This is a genomic window from Streptococcus mitis, from assembly GCF_003942685.1.
In the GTDB taxonomy this organism is placed as follows: domain Bacteria; phylum Bacillota; class Bacilli; order Lactobacillales; family Streptococcaceae; genus Streptococcus; species Streptococcus mitis_CD.
The window spans coordinates 17,834-37,918 of sequence record NZ_RJNR01000005.1 but is presented as its reverse complement, the minus strand read 5'-3'; the positions used below and the strand labels follow the sequence as shown (position 1 = coordinate 37,918).

The following is a 20,085-nucleotide window of genomic DNA, read 5'->3' as shown; positions in this document are numbered from 1 at the left end:
TTCCTTAAATCTATTTTAGGTTGTCAGGGTCAAACAAAAAAGAGGAATGAAAATGAAACAGTTTTTTAAAATTCTGGCACAGATCATCCTAATCCCTTGTGGTTGCCTTAGCCTTCTTGCGGTCCTAGCATTTCTAGTACTGTTTTTTGCCTTCAGAGCCTCACCGATTGACATTCACAAGGGAAATAACGCCCTCAAACAAATCTTTACCTCCCTTGACATGCCTCCTAAGAAAGTAAAATCAAATGGAAGATATAAATACGAGGGTGGGGGCTTAAATTTTTATGTTACTTTCTCAGATGAGGTCATCAATAGCCATCCCGTCTTAAAAGAAAGTCCAAATCTCACCAAAAACCAACTCGAAGTCTATGTCCTACAGACTGGAGATATCTCCTACTATAAAGTAGGGGATAACTTGTTCAATCATGGTTTATTGCAATTTTTAAAGAAGGAAAGTAGGAATTATTTACAAGAAATCGGAAAGAAACCAAATCCTGATTACTCAGTTCTATATTGGAAGGATCAGGAAAGTCTAAAAAAGGGAATTGCATTCTATGAAAAAGCCTTGACTTTAGTGGATATTCAGGATAACTCTGCAATCAACCATATTGATACCGTTACCATTAAGCCTGGTAAAGAAGCGGAAATCAAGCAACTCATCCAAGATATGGATGCAGCTGGCTTGCTCAAGCAAAGATCTGATAGAAAATCAGCCGATGAGTGATTGTTCCAATGCTAACATTACAAAGAATAAAGTAAAAAGAGCCCAACGGCTCTTTTTGTGTTATTCTCCTTCAAAGGCATCTTTAATATGGTCAAAGAAGCCCTTTTTCTTTGGATTGACTTTTAAATCACCTGCAGCTGCGAATTCTTTCAAGGCTGCTTTTTGGCGGTCATTCAAGCCTGTCGGTGTTACGACATTAACGGTAACATATTGGTCACCAACTGCACCACCACGAAGACTCGGAGCTCCTTTGCCACGTAGACGGAATTTCTTACCAGTCTGAGTTCCCTCTGGGATAACCAATTCAACATCACCATGAACAGTTGGGATATCTACTGTATCACCAAGAGCTGCTTGGACAAAGTTGAGGTTGAGATTGTAGAAGATAGTCGTTCCTTCACGTTCAAACTTGTCGCTGGCTTCCACAGAAACCACTACATACAAGTCACCATAAGGTCCACCGTTAAATCCAGCTTCACCTTGACCGGCTAGGCGAATTTGTTGACCTGTTTCCACACCAGCAGGGATTTTGACATGTACACTATGAGCTTGTTTTTCATGCCCTGTTCCGTGACAAGTTGTACATGGATCTTTGATTTCTTTTCCGCGACCGTGACAGACATCACAGGTCACTTGACGACGCATCATACCAAGCGGAGTCTGCGTATCAACATTAATGACACCAGCTCCATGACAGCGTCCACAAGTGACTGGACTTGTTCCTGGCTTAGCACCTGAGCCATTACATGTACTACAGCTTGCTTCACGATTGTACTTAACTTCTTTTTCAGCTCCAAAAATAGCTTCTTCAAAGGTCAAGTTCACACGATACTGGAGGTCATCCCCTTGGCGAGGAGCGTTTGGATTGCGTGAAGCACCGCCTCCGCCGAAGAAACTTGAGAATATATCTTCAAAACCACCGAAGCCTCCTGCCCCATCGAAACCGCCGAAACCACCAGCTCCACCAAAACCACCGTTGGCTCCAGCAGCACCGTATTGGTCATAGGCAGCACGTTTTTGGTCGTCACTCAAAGTCTCATAAGCTTCCTGAACTTCCTTGTATTTTTCCTCAGCACCAGGCTCCTTATTGATATCTGGGTGATATTTTTTCGAAAGCTTACGATAAGCCTTTTTGATCTCGTCTGCCGAAGCGTTTTTTGACACCCCCAGACGATCATAAAATTCAGTATTGTTCATACAAGATACCAAGACCGTAAAATTCGACTGAAAAATAGGAAATCTGACGCTGGAGCGATGCTCCTAGACAGATTTATCTTTTTGCCGAGAATTTAGGTCGGGTTCAATTCCTTTCTTTTTATATTGAATCAGAAACTTAGGAACTCGTGTTCAGTTACTCGAACACTCTTATTCCTTTCTATAATTTATAAGTAAATATTTAGAGGGCATTTTCTATACTCTGTTTCACTTCATCAAACTCTTTGTCCGATAGAGTAAAAATCAAATCCTCTTCAGCATACTCGCTCTGTTCTTTAAAGTAGTTGTCAGTATTTTCTGCCAAACCTAGACCAAGAATCACTTTTCTTGCAAACTCTTGATGTGCAAAACCGATAGCCGTAATGATTTGTTTATCTTGGACAAGAACTTTCGGTTGGAAATTCTCACGTGGAAGAAATTCAAAATAGTCAAAGAAGTTTTGCCAAATCCCACCTGTAAATTTCGTATCGTTCAATAAACCTGCTTTCGCCAATAAAAGAGGCGCTGAAGAAATAGCTGCAATTAAGATATCTTGCTCATTAAGACTTCTCAAAAACGAGATCAATTTCTCATCTTGTAGAGCAGGACCTATATTTACCATTCCTGGCAAAATCACACAAGAATAATCTTCTATACGGATCTGATCCAATGTTTTCGTCGGTTGACAGGGCAAACCATCCTCAGAGACCACCATCGAATTCTCAGAAGCGACATAATCAATCGTGATATCAAAAGACAGAGCTAAAGTACTCGTTAAAGTGGTTATCTCATAAAGAGAAAAATTAGGATAAATGATACAAAGTACTTTTTTCATACGCAACATCCTCTATTTTATCGAAAAACAGAGGCTGGGTTGCAACCTCTGGATTTCTTCCTATCATTACGACGTTCGAGTTTTAAAAATCAAACTAGTAATGCTAAATCGAGCACTCCCTAACCTCTTGGTGAAAAAGAGACGTAACTGTTTTCGCTTTAGCGAATTACAGATGTGGCTACCTTTAGGTGCAAATCTTCCTAGAAACTAAAGTTTCTGCGTCAGATTTCCTATTTTCACTGTGAGGTTTTAACGGGCTTTGCATCTTATTTTTCAGTAAACTCTCCGTCTACGATGTCATCGCCTGCGTTTCCTGTTGCTTGTGCGCCTTCTGCTCCTGCTTGAGCTTGTTGCGCTGCAGCGGCTTGTTCGTAGAGTTTAACAGCAAGTCCTTGAGCTTTTTCGTTCAATGCTTCAAGTTTTGCTTTCATATCGTCCAAGTTGTTGTCTTCTTGAGCTTTCTTAAGGTCATCAAGGGCAGCTTGGGCAGCATCACGTTCTGCATCGAATCCTTTACCTTCAGTTTCCTTGATTGTCTTTTCAGTCGCAAAGATTGCTTGGTCTACTTCGTTACGAAGGTCTACTTCTTCTTTACGTTTCTTATCTGCTTCAGCGTTTGCTTCTGCATCTTTCATCATGCGGTCGATTTCTTCGTCTGTCAAACCTGAGTTAGATTGGATAACAATTGTTTGTTCTTTTTGAGTTCCAAGGTCTTTAGCTTTAACTGATACGATACCGTTCTTGTCAATGTCGAAAGTTACTTCGATTTGTGGGATACCACGAGGTGCAGCTGGGATGTCAGTCAATTGGAAGCGTCCAAGAGTCTTGTTATCTGCTGCCATTGGGCGTTCACCTTGAAGAACGTGGATATCAACGGCTGGTTGGTTGTCTGCTGCTGTTGAGAAGACTTGTGATTTAGATGTTGGGATTGTTGTGTTGCGATCGATGAGTTTTGTGAAGACACCACCCATTGTTTCGATACCAAGTGACAATGGTGTTACGTCAAGAAGGACAACGTCTTTAACATCACCAGTAATGACACCACCTTGGATAGCAGCACCCATAGCAACAACTTCATCAGGGTTTACTGATTTGTTTGGTTCTTTACCAGTTTCAGCCTTAACAGCTTCTACAACGGCTGGGATACGAGTTGAACCACCAACAAGGATAACTTCGTCGATTTCTGACAAGCTCAAACCTGCATCTGAAAGGGCTTGACGAACTGGAACTTTTGTACGTTCTACAAGGTCACGAGTCAAATCGTCAAATTTCGCACGAGTCAAGGTCATTTCCAAGTGAAGAGGTCCAGCCTCACCTGCAGTGATAAATGGCAAGCTGATTTGTGTTGAAGTTACACCAGAAAGGTCTTTCTTCGCTTTTTCAGCTGCATCTTTCAAACGTTGCATTGCCATCTTGTCAGTAGACAAGTCAATACCGTTTTCTTTCTTGAATTCTGCTACCAAGTGGTCGATGATTTTTTGGTCAAAGTCGTCACCACCAAGTTTGTTGTCCCCTGCAGTTGACAATACGTCGAAGACACCGTCACCCAATTCAAGGATAGATACGTCGAATGTACCACCACCAAGGTCAAATACCAAGATTTTTTCTTCTTTGTCAGTCTTGTCCAAACCATAAGCAAGAGCTGCTGCAGTTGGTTCGTTGACAATACGTTCTACTTCAAGACCAGCGATTTTACCAGCGTCTTTTGTTGCTTGACGTTGAGCATCGTTGAAGTAAGCTGGAACTGTTATAACAGCTTTGGTTACTTTCTCACCAAGGTAATCTTCAGCGTATCCTTTCAAGTATTGAAGAATCATAGCTGAGATTTCTTGTGGAGTGTATTCTTTTCCGTTTGCAGAAACTTTTTCAGAAGTACCCATCTTAGATTTGATAGAGATAACAGTATCTGGGTTTGTAACTGCTTGACGTTTCGCAGCGTCACCAACGATGATTTCGCCGTTTTTGAATGAGACTACAGATGGAGTTGTGCGGTTTCCTTCTGGATTTGCGATGATTTTTGATTCAGTTCCTTCAAGAACTGCTACTGCTGAGTTTGTTGTACCTAAGTCAATACCGATAATTTTAGACATGTGTTTTTCTCCTTGTTAGTTAATTTTCTATTTTTGATATTTCCCTTAAGTGGTGGGGACGTGAGCAACTCCCTTCGGGATTTCATCACTTATTTTTGAGCCTATTGTCTCAAAAATCCCCTGTTTCAGTAGCAAAAGCTACTGAAACTTTCACCACGATGGGAAATATCTTCCTTGCAAGCCTCCGGCTTGCCTCTTATCTTTCTTCATAGTTTATTGTCGTTTCGGACAAGGTTTCTATTATATATGTTGCAACCGTCAGAATTGCCTAATCGAACACGCCCTAAGCTCTGGGTAAAAAAGATAGATTTCCTTGTGTTCATCGAACACTTCGTCAATCTCCTATTTTTACTGTGAGCTTTTTACGGGCTTTGTATCTTAGTTGTACACCACTACCATTGCTGGGCGTAGGATGCGGTCATGGAGTTTGTAGCCTTTTTGGAAAACTTGGGCGATGGTATCTGCTGGGTGTTCATCGTCTGCTGGGAGAGTTTGGATGGCCATATGGTAGTTATGGTCAAATTCACCGTCAGCTGCGATTTCTTCGATTCCTTCTTCTTTCAAAGCATGAATCAAGCTTTCTTGCACCATTTCCAAGCCCTTCTTCACATCATCTGTCAAACCTTCAACTGCAAGTGCACGCTCAAGGTTATCCAAAGAAGGAAGAATCGCTTTTGCCAAGTCCTGGCTACGATAACGTTGCAAGTTTTGACGCTCTTCATTGGCACGGCGTTGGATATTTTGCATTTCCGCATGAGCGCGAAGGTATTTGTTTTCGAACTCATCTGCACGTTCATTTGCCAAGTCCAACTCAGACTTTTCAGGAGTTGTTTCTTCAGCTGTTTCCACAACTTCCTCTTCTTGGACTTCTTCTACTTCTTCATTTTTTATATCTTGGGCCATTTTCGCCTCCTTTAATGATTTCAATCTTAATGTACTTCGTAATGATTACTGCTGAGATAGCGGTAAAAATCTGTCAACTTCATGGTCAAAACACGATTGACTACATTGACTTGGTTGATTAGCTGTTGGTAATCCAGATTGACTGGACCAATAATCGCTAGAATTCCAACTCCCCGATAAGGAATGAGGAACTTGCTACTAATCACCGCTAGGTCTGCTAGACAGGACTCTTGACTGTCCGCAACACGAACATTTTGCATCTGATCTTCACGCAACCCCTCACGAATCTCCAAGGCCACCTTCTGCGGTTGATCAAAGAACTGATAGGCTGCCAGATTAGCAAAATTCAAGAGATTGACCTTACCCGCCACTACAATATTTTCGTTGAACATTTCCTTAAAAATGTGTTCAAAGAGATCGATAACATTATCCGTCGTTGTGAAGTAACGCTGGATAATCTGCGGAATCTCCGTCCGAATCTTGTAGTGAATATCTAGAACTGTGTGGCCGAGGAAACGTTCCTGAATGATGCTCTTCAGTTTCAGCAAATCCTCCTGCAAGAAGTTCCTTGGAATCAGAAACTGACTGGTAACCGTTCGCGACTCGTCTAGGGTGAATACTGCCAAGGCTGTATGTTGCCCCAAAACAACGATATCAAAGGCTGTCAACCGTTGCCTGCTCGGCTCAACATCCAGTGCTACTACCGTACAGCCACTCAAGTCTGTCAATAGATTAGCAGCCTCTTGTAAAATATCCTCCAATTTGAAGAATTCCTGATCAAAGGCTTTGACAATCTCATAAACTTCATTTTCGGCCAGTCGGTCAAAATCCAGTGAGTGTTTTACATAGTACTGAAAACCAGCAACACTTGGCATCCGACCACTTGAAGTATGGGCCTTCTCAAGCAACCCTTGCTTTTCTAGAGCCGCCATGTCATTACGAATGGTTGCACTGCTAGAGTTAATAGACTCTTGCAAGGCTTTGGATCCGACAGGTTCGTGCGTTTTGGTAAAGATGTCAATAATCAGATTTAGAATATCCTGCTGACGCTCTGTAACCACCTCATCACTCCTCTCTGTCTGATCGATTAGCACTCGATACGCTCAAGTGCTAACTTATGATTCTATTATACACCCTTAGAAGAGAATGTCAAGATAAAAACTCAAAAAATTAGCACTCTTTTATCAAGAGTGCTAAAAATCAGTCTACAGACCGAGAAACTCACCTTCCATCTACTTGGTATTTCCTTTTAAGTCTGAAAAAACCATGGATTAGATAAGAAATCATAAAGGCATATAGAACAAAAATGACAAAGAAAGGTTGCGACAGTTCTTCTCGAAATAAACTCATACAAACAACTAAACCACCTAAGAAAGTAGCTGTACATGAACGAAGTCTAGATCGCATAACTTCCCATCTGAGCCCCTTACTCATATAGACTTGATCCTCCGGAAGTAAATCAGAAGACGATTTACGAAGAATCGAACAAGAACCTGCTCCCATCAATTCCCAACCTCTATTTCTAAAATCTTGCAGTTCATGCTTATATTTTTTAAGAAATTTAGAATCATAGATACGGTAGATGACATCGTCTGGTTGACATTGGTCAAAATAGAACAAACCAAAACGACTCGTTCTATATCTCCAACCCTTCAAATGCATCTCATGTAAATATTCTTCTTCCTTGTCCAAATCAACAATGGTGAAAATCCGAAATTGCTTTTTATTGATCATGACTCCCCCTCCAATTTTGAGCATACCTACCCTATCATAAATCTGATAATTCCTTCTTTTTATGCCATAACTTCCAACTAATATAGACAACCATTAACAAAAGGATTAAAGACAAGAAAACATCTAGCCCGACCGCAAGAAAACTCCATAGACCATACGCATTACTCCTATTGAGCAATTTAAGTAAGAATGGTATATGTATGGCTAGCAAAAGTAAAACAGGTACTAATCGCAGTCTTAAAATGCGATTAACCATAGCTAACTTCCCAGCAGCGTCATTATAGATTTCAAATTCTGCATCCGATTCAATTTCAGAATGCGCTTTTCTAAAATAGGAAAAACTATTAAAGTCTGTAATATGCTCCCAGCCACAGTCTTTAAATAGTTGTAAATAGGAGGATCTCTCTGATTTTTCCATTGGGTAAAAATCCAACTGATAAGACACTTGCTCAGGCTGACACTTTTCAAAGGTATACTTAACTGCAAACAATAAGATAGAGTAGCTTACTTCCCTAAGTTTCCATCCCTTAGCATGCATTTCTCTAAAGTATAGAGCCTCCCTCTCATAATCCGCAATTGTAAAAATTCGATAAACAATTTTCTTTTCCATCATCCTTCCTCCCGACTGTTTCTATAGAGCCGTTCAATACGCTTCAATTCAATATCTAAGACTTTGCGTCCCAAGTCTGTAATCTGATAGATTTTCCGTTTTTCCTCTTCGCGGACAAAGGAAATCAAACCATCCTTTTCCATCTTTGACAAGGTTCCATACATAGTTCCAGGACTAATCGAAACTTGCAAATCTGTCATCTCCTTGACCTTTTGCGTAATACTGTACCCATGACCTTCCTTTTGCAGACAGAACAAGATATAAAAACCCGTTTCCGTCATCGGAAGATAAACTCGACGAATCTTATCCGTTAATTCCATTTATAACCACCTTCTATTCAGTTCAATATATCGCACCTCGTTATATAAAATATATCACATCTCGATATAAAACACAAGAAAAAAGACCACCCTCAGGCAATCTTTCTTCTATATTAGTAAAGATCTAAATAGTTATCAATTTCCCATTGTGAAACGAAGGTTGCATAACTTGCCCATTCGATTCGTTTGGCTTCAAGGAAACTAGTATAGATATGTTCTCCAAGAGCCGCTCTGACAACTTCATCTTCTGTCAAAGCTTTCAAAGCGTTGTGAAGGGTTGATGGAAGGTCTGTAATACCAGCTTCCTTGCGCTCTTCTGCTGTCATGATGTAGATATTTTCTTCGATAGGAGCTGGTGCTTCGATTTTATTTTCAATACCATGCAAACCAACTTCCAAAAGAACTGCCATAGCGATGTACGGATTAGCCATTGGATCCACTGAACGCAACTCAAGACGAGTCCCCATACCACGTGAAGCAGGCACGCGCACAAGTGGCGAACGGTTACGACCAGCCCAAGCAATGTAAACCGGCGCTTCATAACCTGGAACCAAACGTTTGTATGAGTTAACTGTTGGGTTCATGATGGCAGTATAGTTGTAGGCATGCTTAATCAAACCGCCAAGGAAATGGTAGGCCGTTTCTGACAACTGCATTCCTTTTGGATCATTTGGATCAAAGAAGGCATTGTTTCCTTCTTCATCAAACAAGGACATATTACAGTGCATACCTGATCCAGCAATACCAAATTTTGGTTTAGCCATAAAGGTTGCGTAAAGCCCATGTTTGCGAGCAATGGTTTTAACAACAAGTTTAAAGATTTGAATCTTATCACAAGCACGGAGAACTTCATCGTACTTGAAGTCAATCTCATGCTGTCCAACCGCAACCTCGTGGTGACTCGCTTCTACTTCAAATCCCATTTTGGTCAAGACATTCACAATCTCACGACGTGTGTTGTCCGCAAGGTCAGTAGGCGCCAAATCAAAGTAGCCACCCTTGTCATTCACTTCAAGTGTTGGATCTCCATTTTCATCCAACTTAAATAGGAAGAATTCTGGCTCTGGCCCAAGGTTGAAGGATTTGAATCCCACTTCTTCCATGTGACGAAGAGCACGTTTCAAATTGCCACGAGGGTCTCCTGCAAATGGTTCACCTTCTGTTGTATAGACATCACAGATCAAACCTGCAACACTTCCATTTTCATCTCCCCAAGGGAAGACTGTCCATGTATCCAAGTCTGGGTACAAGTACATATCCGACTCATTGATACGTACAAAACCTTCAATAGAAGATCCATCAAACATAGCCTTGTTTGACAAGACTTTATCTAACTGTTCATCTGTAGCAGGAATTTCGACGTTTTTCATGGTTCCCAAAATATCTGAGAACATGAGACGAATAAAGGTAACATTTTTTTCCTTGACTTCACGACGAATATCTGCAGCTGTGATTGGCATGAGTTTTCTCCTTAATGTATGACTACTTGCGGTTGCCTAACCGCGACCAAAAGGTGACCGTACTGAAGCAAAGCGACCTTGTTGGAGGAGTTCATTATGAAGTGCACGACGCACCTCAGTCTGACTCACCGCTTTCTTGGATTTCGCTTCACGTTCAGCATATTTTTTCTTAATGGCAGCGATATTATAACCTTCAGAGATATAATCTTTGATTTCAAGCAGACGATCCATGTCATTCAAGGAATACATGCGACGGTTCCCTTCGTTTCGATCAGGCTTAATCAACTCTTGATCTTCATAATAACGAATCTGACGCGCCGATAGATCGGTCAACTTCATAACACTGCCGATAGGAAAAACAGCCATATTTCGGCGAAATTCTTTTTCCTTCATTTACAATTTCCTTCTTTCTGTCTATTATAGTCTAAAAAAAGACAAACGTCAATTGATAATGTTATAAAATGTAACATTATTTTTCTTTTTTCTCAAAAAAGAGCCGAATGCGGTCAATATCATAATTTACGAGAATTGCGACAAAAACTCCCATGAAAGTTTCTGATACACGCGCAAATACGTACAAAATCGTCTCGCCACTCGGAATCGATAGGGTAATGATTAACATAGCTGCTACACCACCAATAACCCCTGCTTTGTTATTCATGGCTACATTTGTCATAATGGTTAACATGGTGCATATTGGAACAACTACTAAGGTTACCCAAAAGGCTTCGTGGAAAAAGGTATTTAATAAGAAGAAGACTAGGGCATAGAGGCCACCGATACTATTTCCAAGAATACGCGAAGTTCCGAAATGAACACTCTTATCAAAACTCTCCCTCAGGCTAAAAACGGCTGTCAAAGCACCAATTTGAAGACCTTTCCAACCAAAAAAGCCAAAAATCAAGAGAACTAGAAAAACAGCAATACCTGTTTTAAAGGTTCGCATACCAAGTTTGAACTGGGATTTATCGAATTTATATTTTTTAAAATAACTCATAATCTCAACTTTCTATTTCCATTTTATCATAAATTGGCTGATTTTATGAGCAATAGTTGAGAGGAAGCGTTTTTATTTTAAGCAAAAGAAAAGAGGAACTTTCATCCCTCTATTCTTTGATTTAGTTATAAAATCTTATTTTTCTGTCAAGGCTGCAAGTCCTGGAAGAACTTTACCTTCAAGGAGTTCCATTGAAGCACCACCACCGCGTCACAAATACCTACACTAACACAAAAAGGTGACATAGCCACCTTTTTGTTAACGTTTCAGTTTTGTTCCTTTTTCTACAAAATCAGGATTTTGTAGAGACTAACGGGCTGAAATTATTTTTCTGTAAGTGCAGCCAAACCTGGCAATACTTTACCTTCGAGAAGTTCCATTGAAGCACCTCCGCCCGTACTAATCCATGAGAATTTGTCTGCACGGCCAAGGTTAATCGCTGCGGCAGCTGAGTCACCACCACCGATGATTGATTTAACGCCTGGTTGTTTCACGATAGCGTCCATCACACCGATTGTTCCAGCTTGGAAGTCAGGGTTTTCAAATACACCCATAGGTCCGTTCCATACAACTGTTTTGGCACCAGTCAAAGCTTCGTCAAATTTAGCAATAGATTTTGGACCGATGTCAAGACCAAGGAAGCCTTCAGAAACTGCTTCACCTTCAGTGTCACGCACTTCAGTGTAGCCAGCAAATGCGTTAGCTTCTTTTGAGTCAACTGGCAAGATCAATTTACCGTTTGCTTTTTCAAGAAGAGCTTTCGCAACATCCAATTTGTCTTCTTCTACAAGTGAGTTACCGATTTCGATACCTTGTGCTTTGTAGAATGTGTAAGTCATACCACCACCGATAAGGACTTTATCAGCTTTTTCAAGCAAGTTTTCGATAACACCGATCTTGTCTGAAACTTTTGAACCACCAAGGATAGCCACGAATGGACGTTCTGGAGCTTCAACTGCTTCTTGGATGTAGGCAATTTCGTTTTCAAGAAGGAATCCAGCAACTGCTTTTTCAACGTTTGCTGAGATACCAACGTTAGATGCGTGTGCACGGTGAGCTGTACCGAATGCATCGTTTACGAAGATACCATCTCCAAGTGATGCCCAGTATTTACCAAGTTCAGGATCGTTTTTAGATTCTTTCTTGCCATCAACATCTTCGTAACGAGTGTTTTCAACCAAGAGAACTTGTCCATCTTCAAGAGCGTTAATCGCTGCTTCCAATTCAGCACCACGAGTGACACCTGGAAGGAAAGCAACGTCTTGACCCAATTTAGCTGCCAAGTCAGCAGCTACAGGAGCAAGTGATTTACCAGCTTTGTCTGCTTCTTCTTTTACACGGCCAAGGTGAGAGAAGAGGATAGCACGTCCACCTTGTTCAAGGATGTACTTGATAGTTGGAAGAGCTGCAGTGATACGGTTGTCGTTGGTAATCACGCCATCTTTTACAGGTACGTTGAAGTCAACACGAACGAGAACTTTTTTCCCTTTCAATTCAACGTCTTTAACAGTCAATTTTGCCATTAGATATGACTCCTTCTTTTTTTATACGTGTTAATTATATCACAAAATCAGCAAAAGAGATAGAAAAACCCTAAACTTTTCCAGTTCTTTCTTGCAACGAAAACTAGCATTTCTAAAAATCAAAACTAGAAAAACCTTTTCAAATCACTAAGTAATACAAGAAAAAGTAGTTAATCCATCTCATTCTTCCACTGATTTTTACTAGTTAAAACGAGGTTTGACTAATCTGCAGTCAAACCTTGTTTTTAGTTGTTATGAGGAAATGCAAGAATCCTAAATCGATTCGTTTTCTCTCTTCTTTCCAGCAAGTAGGCCATAGCCACTCATCACTCCGAGGAGTCCTAGTGCTACTAGACTAGCATCTCTTGTTACTCCAGTATTTGGAAGTTCTTTACCTACTTTTTCATTTGTCGGTGTTGCTAAAAGAGCTTGATCTGTTTCTTGAGAGTCTTGCTCTTCTTTCGTTCCAACTTCAACAATTTCTGGAAGAGCTTCCTTGAGAACTTCTGTTGAACGAAGGGTACGATTGCCTCGGGCATCGACTTCTACAAAGCGACGAATTTGTCCTTCTTCTCCAGCTTGCATAATACGACGTTGACCTTTGAGAAGCTCTGAGTTTGGACGTTCTTGACGTTCAAAGGATACTGCAATTTCTTCAACTTCTAGTTTCGGAGTTTCTAGAACTAAATCTTTAACTCCTTCAGCTGGTTGATTGCTTGATAGAACTTTTGTACCCACTTCGGTAATTTCCGGAAGAGCTTCCTTGAGAACTTCTGTTGAACGAAGGGTACGATTGCCTCGGGCATCGACTTCTACAAAGCGACGAATTTGTCCTTCTTCCCCAGCTTGCACAATACGACGTTGACCTTTGAGAAGCTCTGAATTTGGACGTTCTTGACGTTCAAAGGATACTGCAACTTCTTCAACTTCTAGTTTCGGAGTTTCTAGAACCAGGTCTTTTGCTCCTTCTGCTGGTTGATTGCTTGATAGAACTTTTGTACCTACTTCGGTAATCTCTGGAACAGCTTCCTTAAGAATTTCTGTTGTACGAAGGATACGATTGCCTTGGCCATCTACTTCTACAAAATGACGAACTTGACCTTCTTCTCCTTTTTGGACAAGTTGACGTTGACCTTTAAGAAGGTTCGCATTTGGTCGCTCTTGATGTTCATAGGCTGTTGTTTCATTTTCAACAACTAGTTCAGGGAGGACCTCAACTGTTGGGGCTACTTCACTTGGATCCGTGCTACCAACATGATGACTTTCTTCTGCAGGAGCTAGTTTCTTATTCAGCTTTTCATTCATGTCCGCAAAAGCTTGTGGAGTTGGCATCTCTGAAGCCAACAAAGTTTCTGCTTGTTCAATCAACTCAGCTTTAGGATCTTTTTCACGGATAGATTCGAGCAAGCCTTCCAATTCTTCTCTAGCAGTTTGATAACGTTGATTTCCATCCAAGTCTGTCCCTGCTTGTTTCAACTCATTCAAGGCTTTGTTGACTTCTTCTTGACTGGCATCATGGTTTTCTGCAACAGCTTTCGCTGCATTGAGTTTCTCTACTAGTACAGCTTGTTTGTCCTCACTTGAGAAGGTATAGGCAAGGGTTGACTGACGGCCTTGGGCAGCAGTGATTTCTTGTTTAAGGTATTCATCATTAACTGCAGCCTTTGGAGAAACCAAGACATCAAACTCAGCTGTGTGCCCCTTGTAATGCAGGGTCAAGGTCTGGCGTCCAGTCTTCTGAGCATCGTAGCCCGTGATTTCAACACCTTCATCAGTAAAGCTGTGAGTCTCTTCTGTCTCGTCATCATAGAGAACACCAAAGCGACCTTCAGAGAGATCCAGTTGATCTCCTACTAGATAATCTGTTTTTGGTTTCTTAGTAATATACAAGCCCGCTACTTCTTTTGTTTTTCCTTCATCTTGTCCTGTCACTTGGACTTTCAGATCACCTGACACTGGTAAACCAAGGTATTGAAGTGTTAGGTTTTGTTCCCCTTTTTGATGAGCCTCGTATCCAGATACCGTCACACCTGAGTGAGTAAGGTTAATCAGCTCGTCGGCTTTTCCCCCTTCGTATTGAATACGGAGTGTTCCGCCTCTAAGGTCAAGTTTTTCTCCCTCTTTGTAAACCGTCTTTTTAGGTTCTTTTTCCAGGCTAACCGCAGCAATTTTTCTTTCATCCTGCGGAATCGCTACTGCCAAGGTGTTACTGATTTCTTTGCCAGGTAGTTGGGTACGATAGTAGAGAAGAGTTGGTTGCTTGTCAAAGCCCAATGGAGCTGTTGCCAAGTCACCTCCAGTTTCAGTCTTCAAGGTTGCAATTGGTGTTTGTGAATCAGCCTTGTCGTAAACGGTGATGGTTGCGCCTGCCGGAACATCAGAGAAGCCCAGTTGAACTTGGTGGTTTCCAAGTGAACGAGCAGCTACCTTAGCCATTGGAATATTTTGACTTTCTGTGTCCAAGGTTTCGTACATCTTCCAGTTGTAGATACGAATGGCCTTCCAAGGTGTTCCGTTATCAGATGTAATGACATGCAAACGCCAGTCTTGGGCAGTAATTGGTTTGTCAAGAGTGATATCCGTAACGTGCGCTTTATTACCACGGACTTCCTTAGCCAACTTCCATTGACCATCCGCATCTTTATAATAAAGGTCAAAGTCTTTGGTGTTCATCAAACCGTCGTTTACAGATTCTCCACCAGCTCCCGCATGATCCATCACCCATCTGACAACTGTACGTGGCTGAGTCAAACGAATATCGACACTACCGCTCAATTGTCCTGAAGACCACTTGTCTGAAAGACTGGTAATGGTACCGTTCAACATACCTTCAATACCTTCTCCACCTTCGGTATTCGGGAAAGTGCTACCGATAACCGTTGCCCCTGGAACAATATTTTCAGCCAAAGGTCTTGGGAGAGTCGTATCCTGAACAGTCATGCCCCAGTTAAAGGATGTCGTCGCAGCTTCTGAACGAAGGCCATTTTTACCAACTGCAACAACTTTCAATTCTTGCGTCGTACCAGTCGCATTAGCAGAGCGGCTAACTTTTGGCAAGTAGATGGTTGAAGCAGATGAACCTGTCAACAAACGCCAGTTATCCCCATCTTTTTCGTAGACTTCATAGAAATCCGCATCTTGATTACCCGCAAACTGGACCACTGCTTCAGCTTCTTGGGCATTTTTAAGAGATTGTTTCACCACAGAAAGTCCTGTAGGCGCTTGTGGTGCTTGGTGATTGTCTGAAATTGTTAATTGACCTAGGTTAAACTGATAATCTTTTACAGCTCCTTCATGCTCGAAGAAGAGTTTGACTGCATAGATGGTTTTACCTGCTAGTGAGCTGAGATCAAATTCTTCATTTGTCCAGTTGTCAGAAAGGGTTAGCTCTTTCCATGCATCTGCATCATCGAATTTGTAGTCTGGAGTTGTAGAGAAGGCCATATAAACTTTCGAGCCTTTTCCTCCCTTGTGGGCAACACGAAGTTTGGTTTTCTCAGTTACTTCTAACTTAGTAGAATACAAATTCACATCCTGGTCCGTCTTACCAGCTACATTACCTGAGAATTTAAGGGAATTTCCGCCATTGTAGGCATCTGTAAAATCATATTCTGCACGAAGTTTTTCCCCTGTTGAAGTCTGCCACCAGCGCCATGTTGGCAAGACACCTGAAACAGAACGGTAGTTCCACTCAGAATCCTTAGAAACCTTTCCGTCTACAAACCACTTTCTACCATGGCCTGTATTAAAGGAGGTAGTGAAGGTCCGGCCTACTGCTGGTGTGCGGTCTGCAACTAAATTAGCAATCCCATACCACTCTTTGTCCGCTGGTTTTTGAGCTGTCGGATCTCCTTGGTAACCTGTGAAGAAGATATCTTCGTTTTTATGGTAATCTTCACCTGTTTTTCCTAGACTGGTAATTGTATCTGGTGCAAAGAGTCCAAGTGACAAACGTAACTTGCCTTTTTCATCTAAGAGGGCATCCCATTTAACTTTTGTCTTATAAGAACCACCTTGTTGCAATTCCAATCCTGCAAAGACATCATATTGGCTACGTTCCAGCCATTTTGCCATTTCTACAGAGTGGTCATTCTTTTCCTTATTCCAGTTGAAATTGGCAAAGAATTGATCCGCAGGGACCTTGTCACCTTCTTTTTGCATGAACTGGTAGTTGTAATCACCTAGACCATCTTCGTGGTAACGACCATATTTATAGGTCATGGCATCGTACCAAGCATACTTGATTGGATGGTTGACTTTTGCCGCATATTCTTTTGTATAGAGCATGAATTGACGCATTTTTTCACCAAGTGGCGTTACTAAGTCACCTGTTGTTTCTTGGTTGATAAAATACCCATCAAAGCCATAGTACTTAGCAAGGTCGACAAGTTTTCGTGCAATAGGGAAGGTTCCATCCTCATCTTGTTTCAAAGCAGCAACAAATTTCTCTTGGTCAGCAATACTGTTGGACCAGTTGAAGAAAAGTGTTCCATAAACGGGAACTCCGTTACGATGCCCTGCATCAATGACATCTGGAGTTGGGACTAGACCTTCCCAGAAGACCATTGAATCCAAGTATTGCCAGTAGTCAAAGGCGTAGGCTTTGAATTCTTCTCCACCAACAGAAGCGTGATCTTTAGCCTTTGAGTTGGTATTTGCTAGCGCCTGAACCTTGGCTCTTCTACTTGCTTTTTCATTCACCAACTGACCTCTATGGCGCTTAGCTAGTTCAACTGAGGAACGATTGATGGGATCATCCTCACGCGCACCCGGTTCCCATTTCAACAAATCCTCCCAAGAATTAAATTTGATTTCCTTTGGTTTTAATGTTTTTTCTGTATTTTTAGGGACATCTGGCTGGACTTCTTTTTCAGTCTTATTAGCTTCTGCTGCTGGCTTAGACTCATCCCCTTGGCTAGTTCCTTCAGGCTTTGCTTCTGTTTCCTTGTCAGACTTAGGTTTTGCTTCTGCAGATGGTGTTTCCGCAGCCACCTCACTTGCTTTTTCCTCTGGTTTAGCTGCGCTTACTGCCTCTGCAGTTTCAGTAGTTGCAGCTTCATTGCTTGCTGGCGAAGCAGTTTCAGATGCTGTCGCTACTCCTTCTGCCTTTTCTGGCTTATTTTCTCTAGCATGTTCTCCTTCATGCTGCTTGTCAGCTTCATTAGTTGGATGCTCACTCTCTCCTGAAACAAGCTCTGTATTGGCTCCGCTATTTTCAGGAACTGCAGTTTCTTCTGCCAAGGCTGGACCAGCAAATAAAACAGCACCAATCATTAGCGAGCAGGCTCCTACTGATAACTTACGAATACTGTAACGACAACGTCTTTCAAAAAATGGATTCTTCATTTTCTCCTCCTAAAAGATTGATTTTGCTACATAAAAGAAAGCGCTTAACTTTCTTTATAAAATTTTTATCCCAATCACAGGGACCAAGATAATTCCTCCCTCATTTTAAAATATTTCTTTTAAATGTCAATATATAAAAGGAAATACCTATATCTAGGTTAGAAATTGGTAAAATTAATATAATCAAGGCCCATTCTAACGAATTTTCTTTCTAAAATCTTAGCTTAACACTTGTTAGATTTACTTTTATCCTTTAAAATAGAATAGGAGAAATTCCGTTATTATTTTTCGGAGGAAAAAGAAATGTCCATTAATTGGCAGGAAATTTTATTTCACTTTTTAGGTGGTCTGGGACTATTCTTATATAGTATCAAGACCATGGGAGACGGTTTGCAACAAGCTGCTGGAGATCGCCTTCGTTTTTACATTGATAAGTATACTAGCAATCCCTTTTTAGGTGTTCTAGTCGGCATTGTCGTGACTGCCCTGATTCAGTCAAGTACAGGGGTTACAGTTATCACGGTTGGACTGGTCAGCGCTAGTCTTCTAACTCTTAGACAGGCTATCGGAATTATCATGGGAGCCAACATCGGAACCACAGTTACTTCCTTTATCATCGGTTTCAAGCTTGGTGAGTATGCTTTACCTCTGATTTTCCTTGGAACCATGTTCCTCTTCTTTACCAAAAATAGAACAGCAAACAATATCGGGCGCATCCTGTTTGGTGTAGGGGGAATCTTCTACGCCCTCAACCTCATCAGTGCCGGTATGAGTCCTCTTAAAGATTTACCACAATTCAAGGAATACATGGTAACCTTGGGACAAAATCCTGTGTTGGGAGTTTTTGCCGGTGCAGTGATTACCGTCCTCATCCAAGCTTCTTCTGCGACAATCGGGATTTTGCAAGGTCTCTATGCAGGCGGATTCCTGGACCTTAAAGGTTCTCTACCGGTTCTCTTCGGGGATAATATCGGGACAACCCTAACAGTTATCATCGCGGCAGCTGGAGCCAATGTCTCTGCGAAACGCGTTGCTGCAACCCACGTTACCTTTAACGTTTTAGGAACTATTCTTTGCTTAATCTTATTAGGTCCATTTACGTCTATGATTGAGTACTTCCAGGCACTCCTTCACCTCTCACCTGAGATGACCATCGCCTTCTCTCACGGTGCCTTTAACGTAAGTAACACCATTGTACAATTTCCCTTCATCGGAGCCTTGGCCTACTTTGTAACCAAACTCATCCCTGGTGAAGATGAAGTTGTTAAGTACGAGCCACTTTATCTTGATGAGCATTTGATTAAACAAGCTCCATCAATCGCTCTCGGAAATGCGAAGAAAGAACTCCTTCACTTGGGAAATTATGCTTCTAAAGCCTTTGACCTTTCATACAACTACATCATTGACCTTAATGAAAAGGTTGCTGAAAAAGGACACAAGACAGAAGAAGCCATCAATACCATTGATGAAAAATTGACTCGTTACCTTATTACTCTTTCAAGCGAAGCCCTTAGCCAGAAAGAAAGTGAAGTGCTCACCAACATCCTGGATTCATCTCGCGATTTGGAACGGATTGGGGATCACGCAGAAGCCCTAATCAATCTGACCGACTATCTTCAACGTAAAAATGTTGAGTTCTCTGAAGCTGCTTTGCAAGAACTAGCTGATATCTATCAAAAAACCACTGGCTTTATCAGAGATGCCCTTGATAGTGTAGAAAACAATGATATTGAAAAAGCTCAAAGTCTGATTGAACGCCATAAAGAAATCAACAATATGGAACGTGTTCTCAGAAAGACCCACATCAAGCGCCTCAACAAGGGCGAGTGTTCAACACAAGCTGGTGTCAACTTTATCGACATCATTTCCCACTATACTCGTGTATCTGACCACGCCATGAACCTTGCTGAAAAGGTCATCGCTGAACAAATCTAAGATCCAAGAAGCTATCCTAAATGGGATGGCTTTTTTCTTTTCCTAACCAAGAATTGCTTTTCTAACATATAGAAAAATGCTTTGATTCACAATGGAATCAAATCATTTTAAAGAGCTCCCCATACATAAGCGCAGAAGCCGCAGTTCCTCTGTACTTTGCTTCTTCTCTTTTGATAAAGCGAGCCAAGTTGAGCAACTCAGGTGCCGGATGTTTGGGATTCAGGAGCAATTCACGATTGACCAGGCCTGAGAGACGAACTGCCAGCAATTGCTCATTTGTAGTAGGCAGTTTTTTAGCAGTCTCTAGGAGAGCAGCAACTAAATCCTCACTCAAATCATGTCGAGCATGATTGTAAAGATCTTTTACAAGGCTTTCTAGGTTTGGTTCTACCATCCCTACCACCTCCTTATGGT

General features: G+C 41.4%; 16 protein-coding genes. 2 read left to right on the top strand and 14 right to left on the bottom strand.

Going from position 1 to position 20,085, the window contains the following annotated elements:
* The first annotated feature begins 46 nt into the window (after positions 1-46).
* Positions 47-724, top strand: a complete 678-nt coding sequence (locus D8855_RS05050) for a hypothetical protein (protein WP_080977203.1) — start codon at positions 47-49, stop codon at positions 722-724.
* Positions 725-784: 60 nt separating this feature from the next.
* Here the strand turns inward: D8855_RS05050 and dnaJ are convergent, their stop codons facing one another.
* The 13 genes from dnaJ to D8855_RS04980 all read right to left on the bottom strand — a co-directional run bounded on the left by dnaJ (position 785) and on the right by D8855_RS04980 (position 17,736).
* On the bottom strand, positions 785-1,921 hold the full coding sequence (dnaJ, locus tag D8855_RS05045) for a molecular chaperone DnaJ (protein ID WP_001066308.1): 1,137 nt from the start codon (positions 1,919-1,921) through the stop codon (positions 785-787).
* Positions 1,922-2,120: 199 nt separating this feature from the next.
* On the bottom strand, positions 2,121-2,753 hold the full coding sequence (locus tag D8855_RS05040; RefSeq protein WP_125416337.1) for a DJ-1/PfpI family protein: 633 nt from the start codon (positions 2,751-2,753) through the stop codon (positions 2,121-2,123).
* A gap of 266 nt (positions 2,754-3,019) precedes the next feature.
* Entirely contained in the window at positions 3,020-4,843 is a 1,824-nt protein-coding gene (dnaK, locus tag D8855_RS05035; RefSeq protein ID WP_125416335.1) for a molecular chaperone DnaK, read from the bottom strand.
* A gap of 378 nt (positions 4,844-5,221) precedes the next feature.
* Positions 5,222-5,746 (bottom strand): nucleotide exchange factor GrpE, encoded by a 525-nt coding sequence (gene grpE, locus D8855_RS05030; RefSeq protein ID WP_000046029.1) that lies wholly within the window; start codon positions 5,744-5,746, stop codon positions 5,222-5,224.
* A gap of 26 nt (positions 5,747-5,772) precedes the next feature.
* On the bottom strand, positions 5,773-6,807 hold the full coding sequence (gene hrcA / locus D8855_RS05025; RefSeq protein WP_000255759.1) for a heat-inducible transcriptional repressor HrcA: 1,035 nt from the start codon (positions 6,805-6,807) through the stop codon (positions 5,773-5,775).
* Positions 6,808-6,967: 160 nt separating this feature from the next.
* Positions 6,968-7,480 (bottom strand): DUF2812 domain-containing protein, encoded by a 513-nt coding sequence (locus tag D8855_RS05020; protein WP_125416333.1) that lies wholly within the window; start codon positions 7,478-7,480, stop codon positions 6,968-6,970.
* A 34-nt stretch (positions 7,481-7,514) separates the two neighbouring features.
* Complete coding sequence (locus tag D8855_RS05015) at positions 7,515-8,090, bottom strand: DUF2812 domain-containing protein (RefSeq protein ID WP_023947120.1); 576 nt, start codon at positions 8,088-8,090, stop codon at positions 7,515-7,517.
* Positions 8,090-8,410: a PadR family transcriptional regulator gene (locus tag D8855_RS05010; protein WP_031233152.1), complete on the bottom strand. Its 321-nt coding sequence runs from the start codon at positions 8,408-8,410 to the stop codon at positions 8,090-8,092. Before D8855_RS05010 ends, D8855_RS05015 begins: the two co-directional genes overlap by 1 nt.
* Before the next feature lie 113 nt (positions 8,411-8,523).
* A complete protein-coding gene (glnA, locus tag D8855_RS05005) occupies positions 8,524-9,870 on the bottom strand; it encodes a type I glutamate--ammonia ligase (RefSeq protein WP_004255939.1) in 1,347 nt (448 codons plus the stop codon).
* A gap of 36 nt (positions 9,871-9,906) precedes the next feature.
* A complete protein-coding gene (glnR, locus tag D8855_RS05000; RefSeq protein ID WP_000659548.1) occupies positions 9,907-10,263 on the bottom strand; it encodes a transcriptional repressor GlnR in 357 nt (118 codons plus the stop codon).
* A 76-nt stretch (positions 10,264-10,339) separates the two neighbouring features.
* Positions 10,340-10,867, bottom strand: coding sequence for an FUSC family protein (locus tag D8855_RS04995; RefSeq protein ID WP_020902185.1), 528 nt, complete (start codon positions 10,865-10,867; stop codon positions 10,340-10,342).
* Between the two features lie 323 nt (positions 10,868-11,190).
* On the bottom strand, positions 11,191-12,390 hold the full coding sequence (locus D8855_RS04990; RefSeq protein ID WP_042750167.1) for a phosphoglycerate kinase: 1,200 nt from the start codon (positions 12,388-12,390) through the stop codon (positions 11,191-11,193).
* A gap of 273 nt (positions 12,391-12,663) precedes the next feature.
* Entirely contained in the window at positions 12,664-17,736 is a 5,073-nt protein-coding gene (locus D8855_RS04980; RefSeq protein WP_125416331.1) for an endo-beta-N-acetylglucosaminidase, read from the bottom strand.
* 303 nt (positions 17,737-18,039) lie between these two features.
* Between D8855_RS04980 and D8855_RS04975 the strand changes: the two genes are divergently transcribed.
* A complete protein-coding gene (locus D8855_RS04975) occupies positions 18,040-19,671 on the top strand; it encodes a Na/Pi cotransporter family protein (RefSeq protein ID WP_070842229.1) in 1,632 nt (543 codons plus the stop codon).
* A 97-nt stretch (positions 19,672-19,768) separates the two neighbouring features.
* On the opposite strand, the gene D8855_RS04970 is transcribed toward D8855_RS04975, so the two are convergent.
* Positions 19,769-20,065, bottom strand: coding sequence for a bacteriocin immunity family protein (locus D8855_RS04970; RefSeq protein WP_125416329.1), 297 nt, complete (start codon positions 20,063-20,065; stop codon positions 19,769-19,771).
* Positions 20,066-20,085 lie beyond the last annotated feature (20 nt).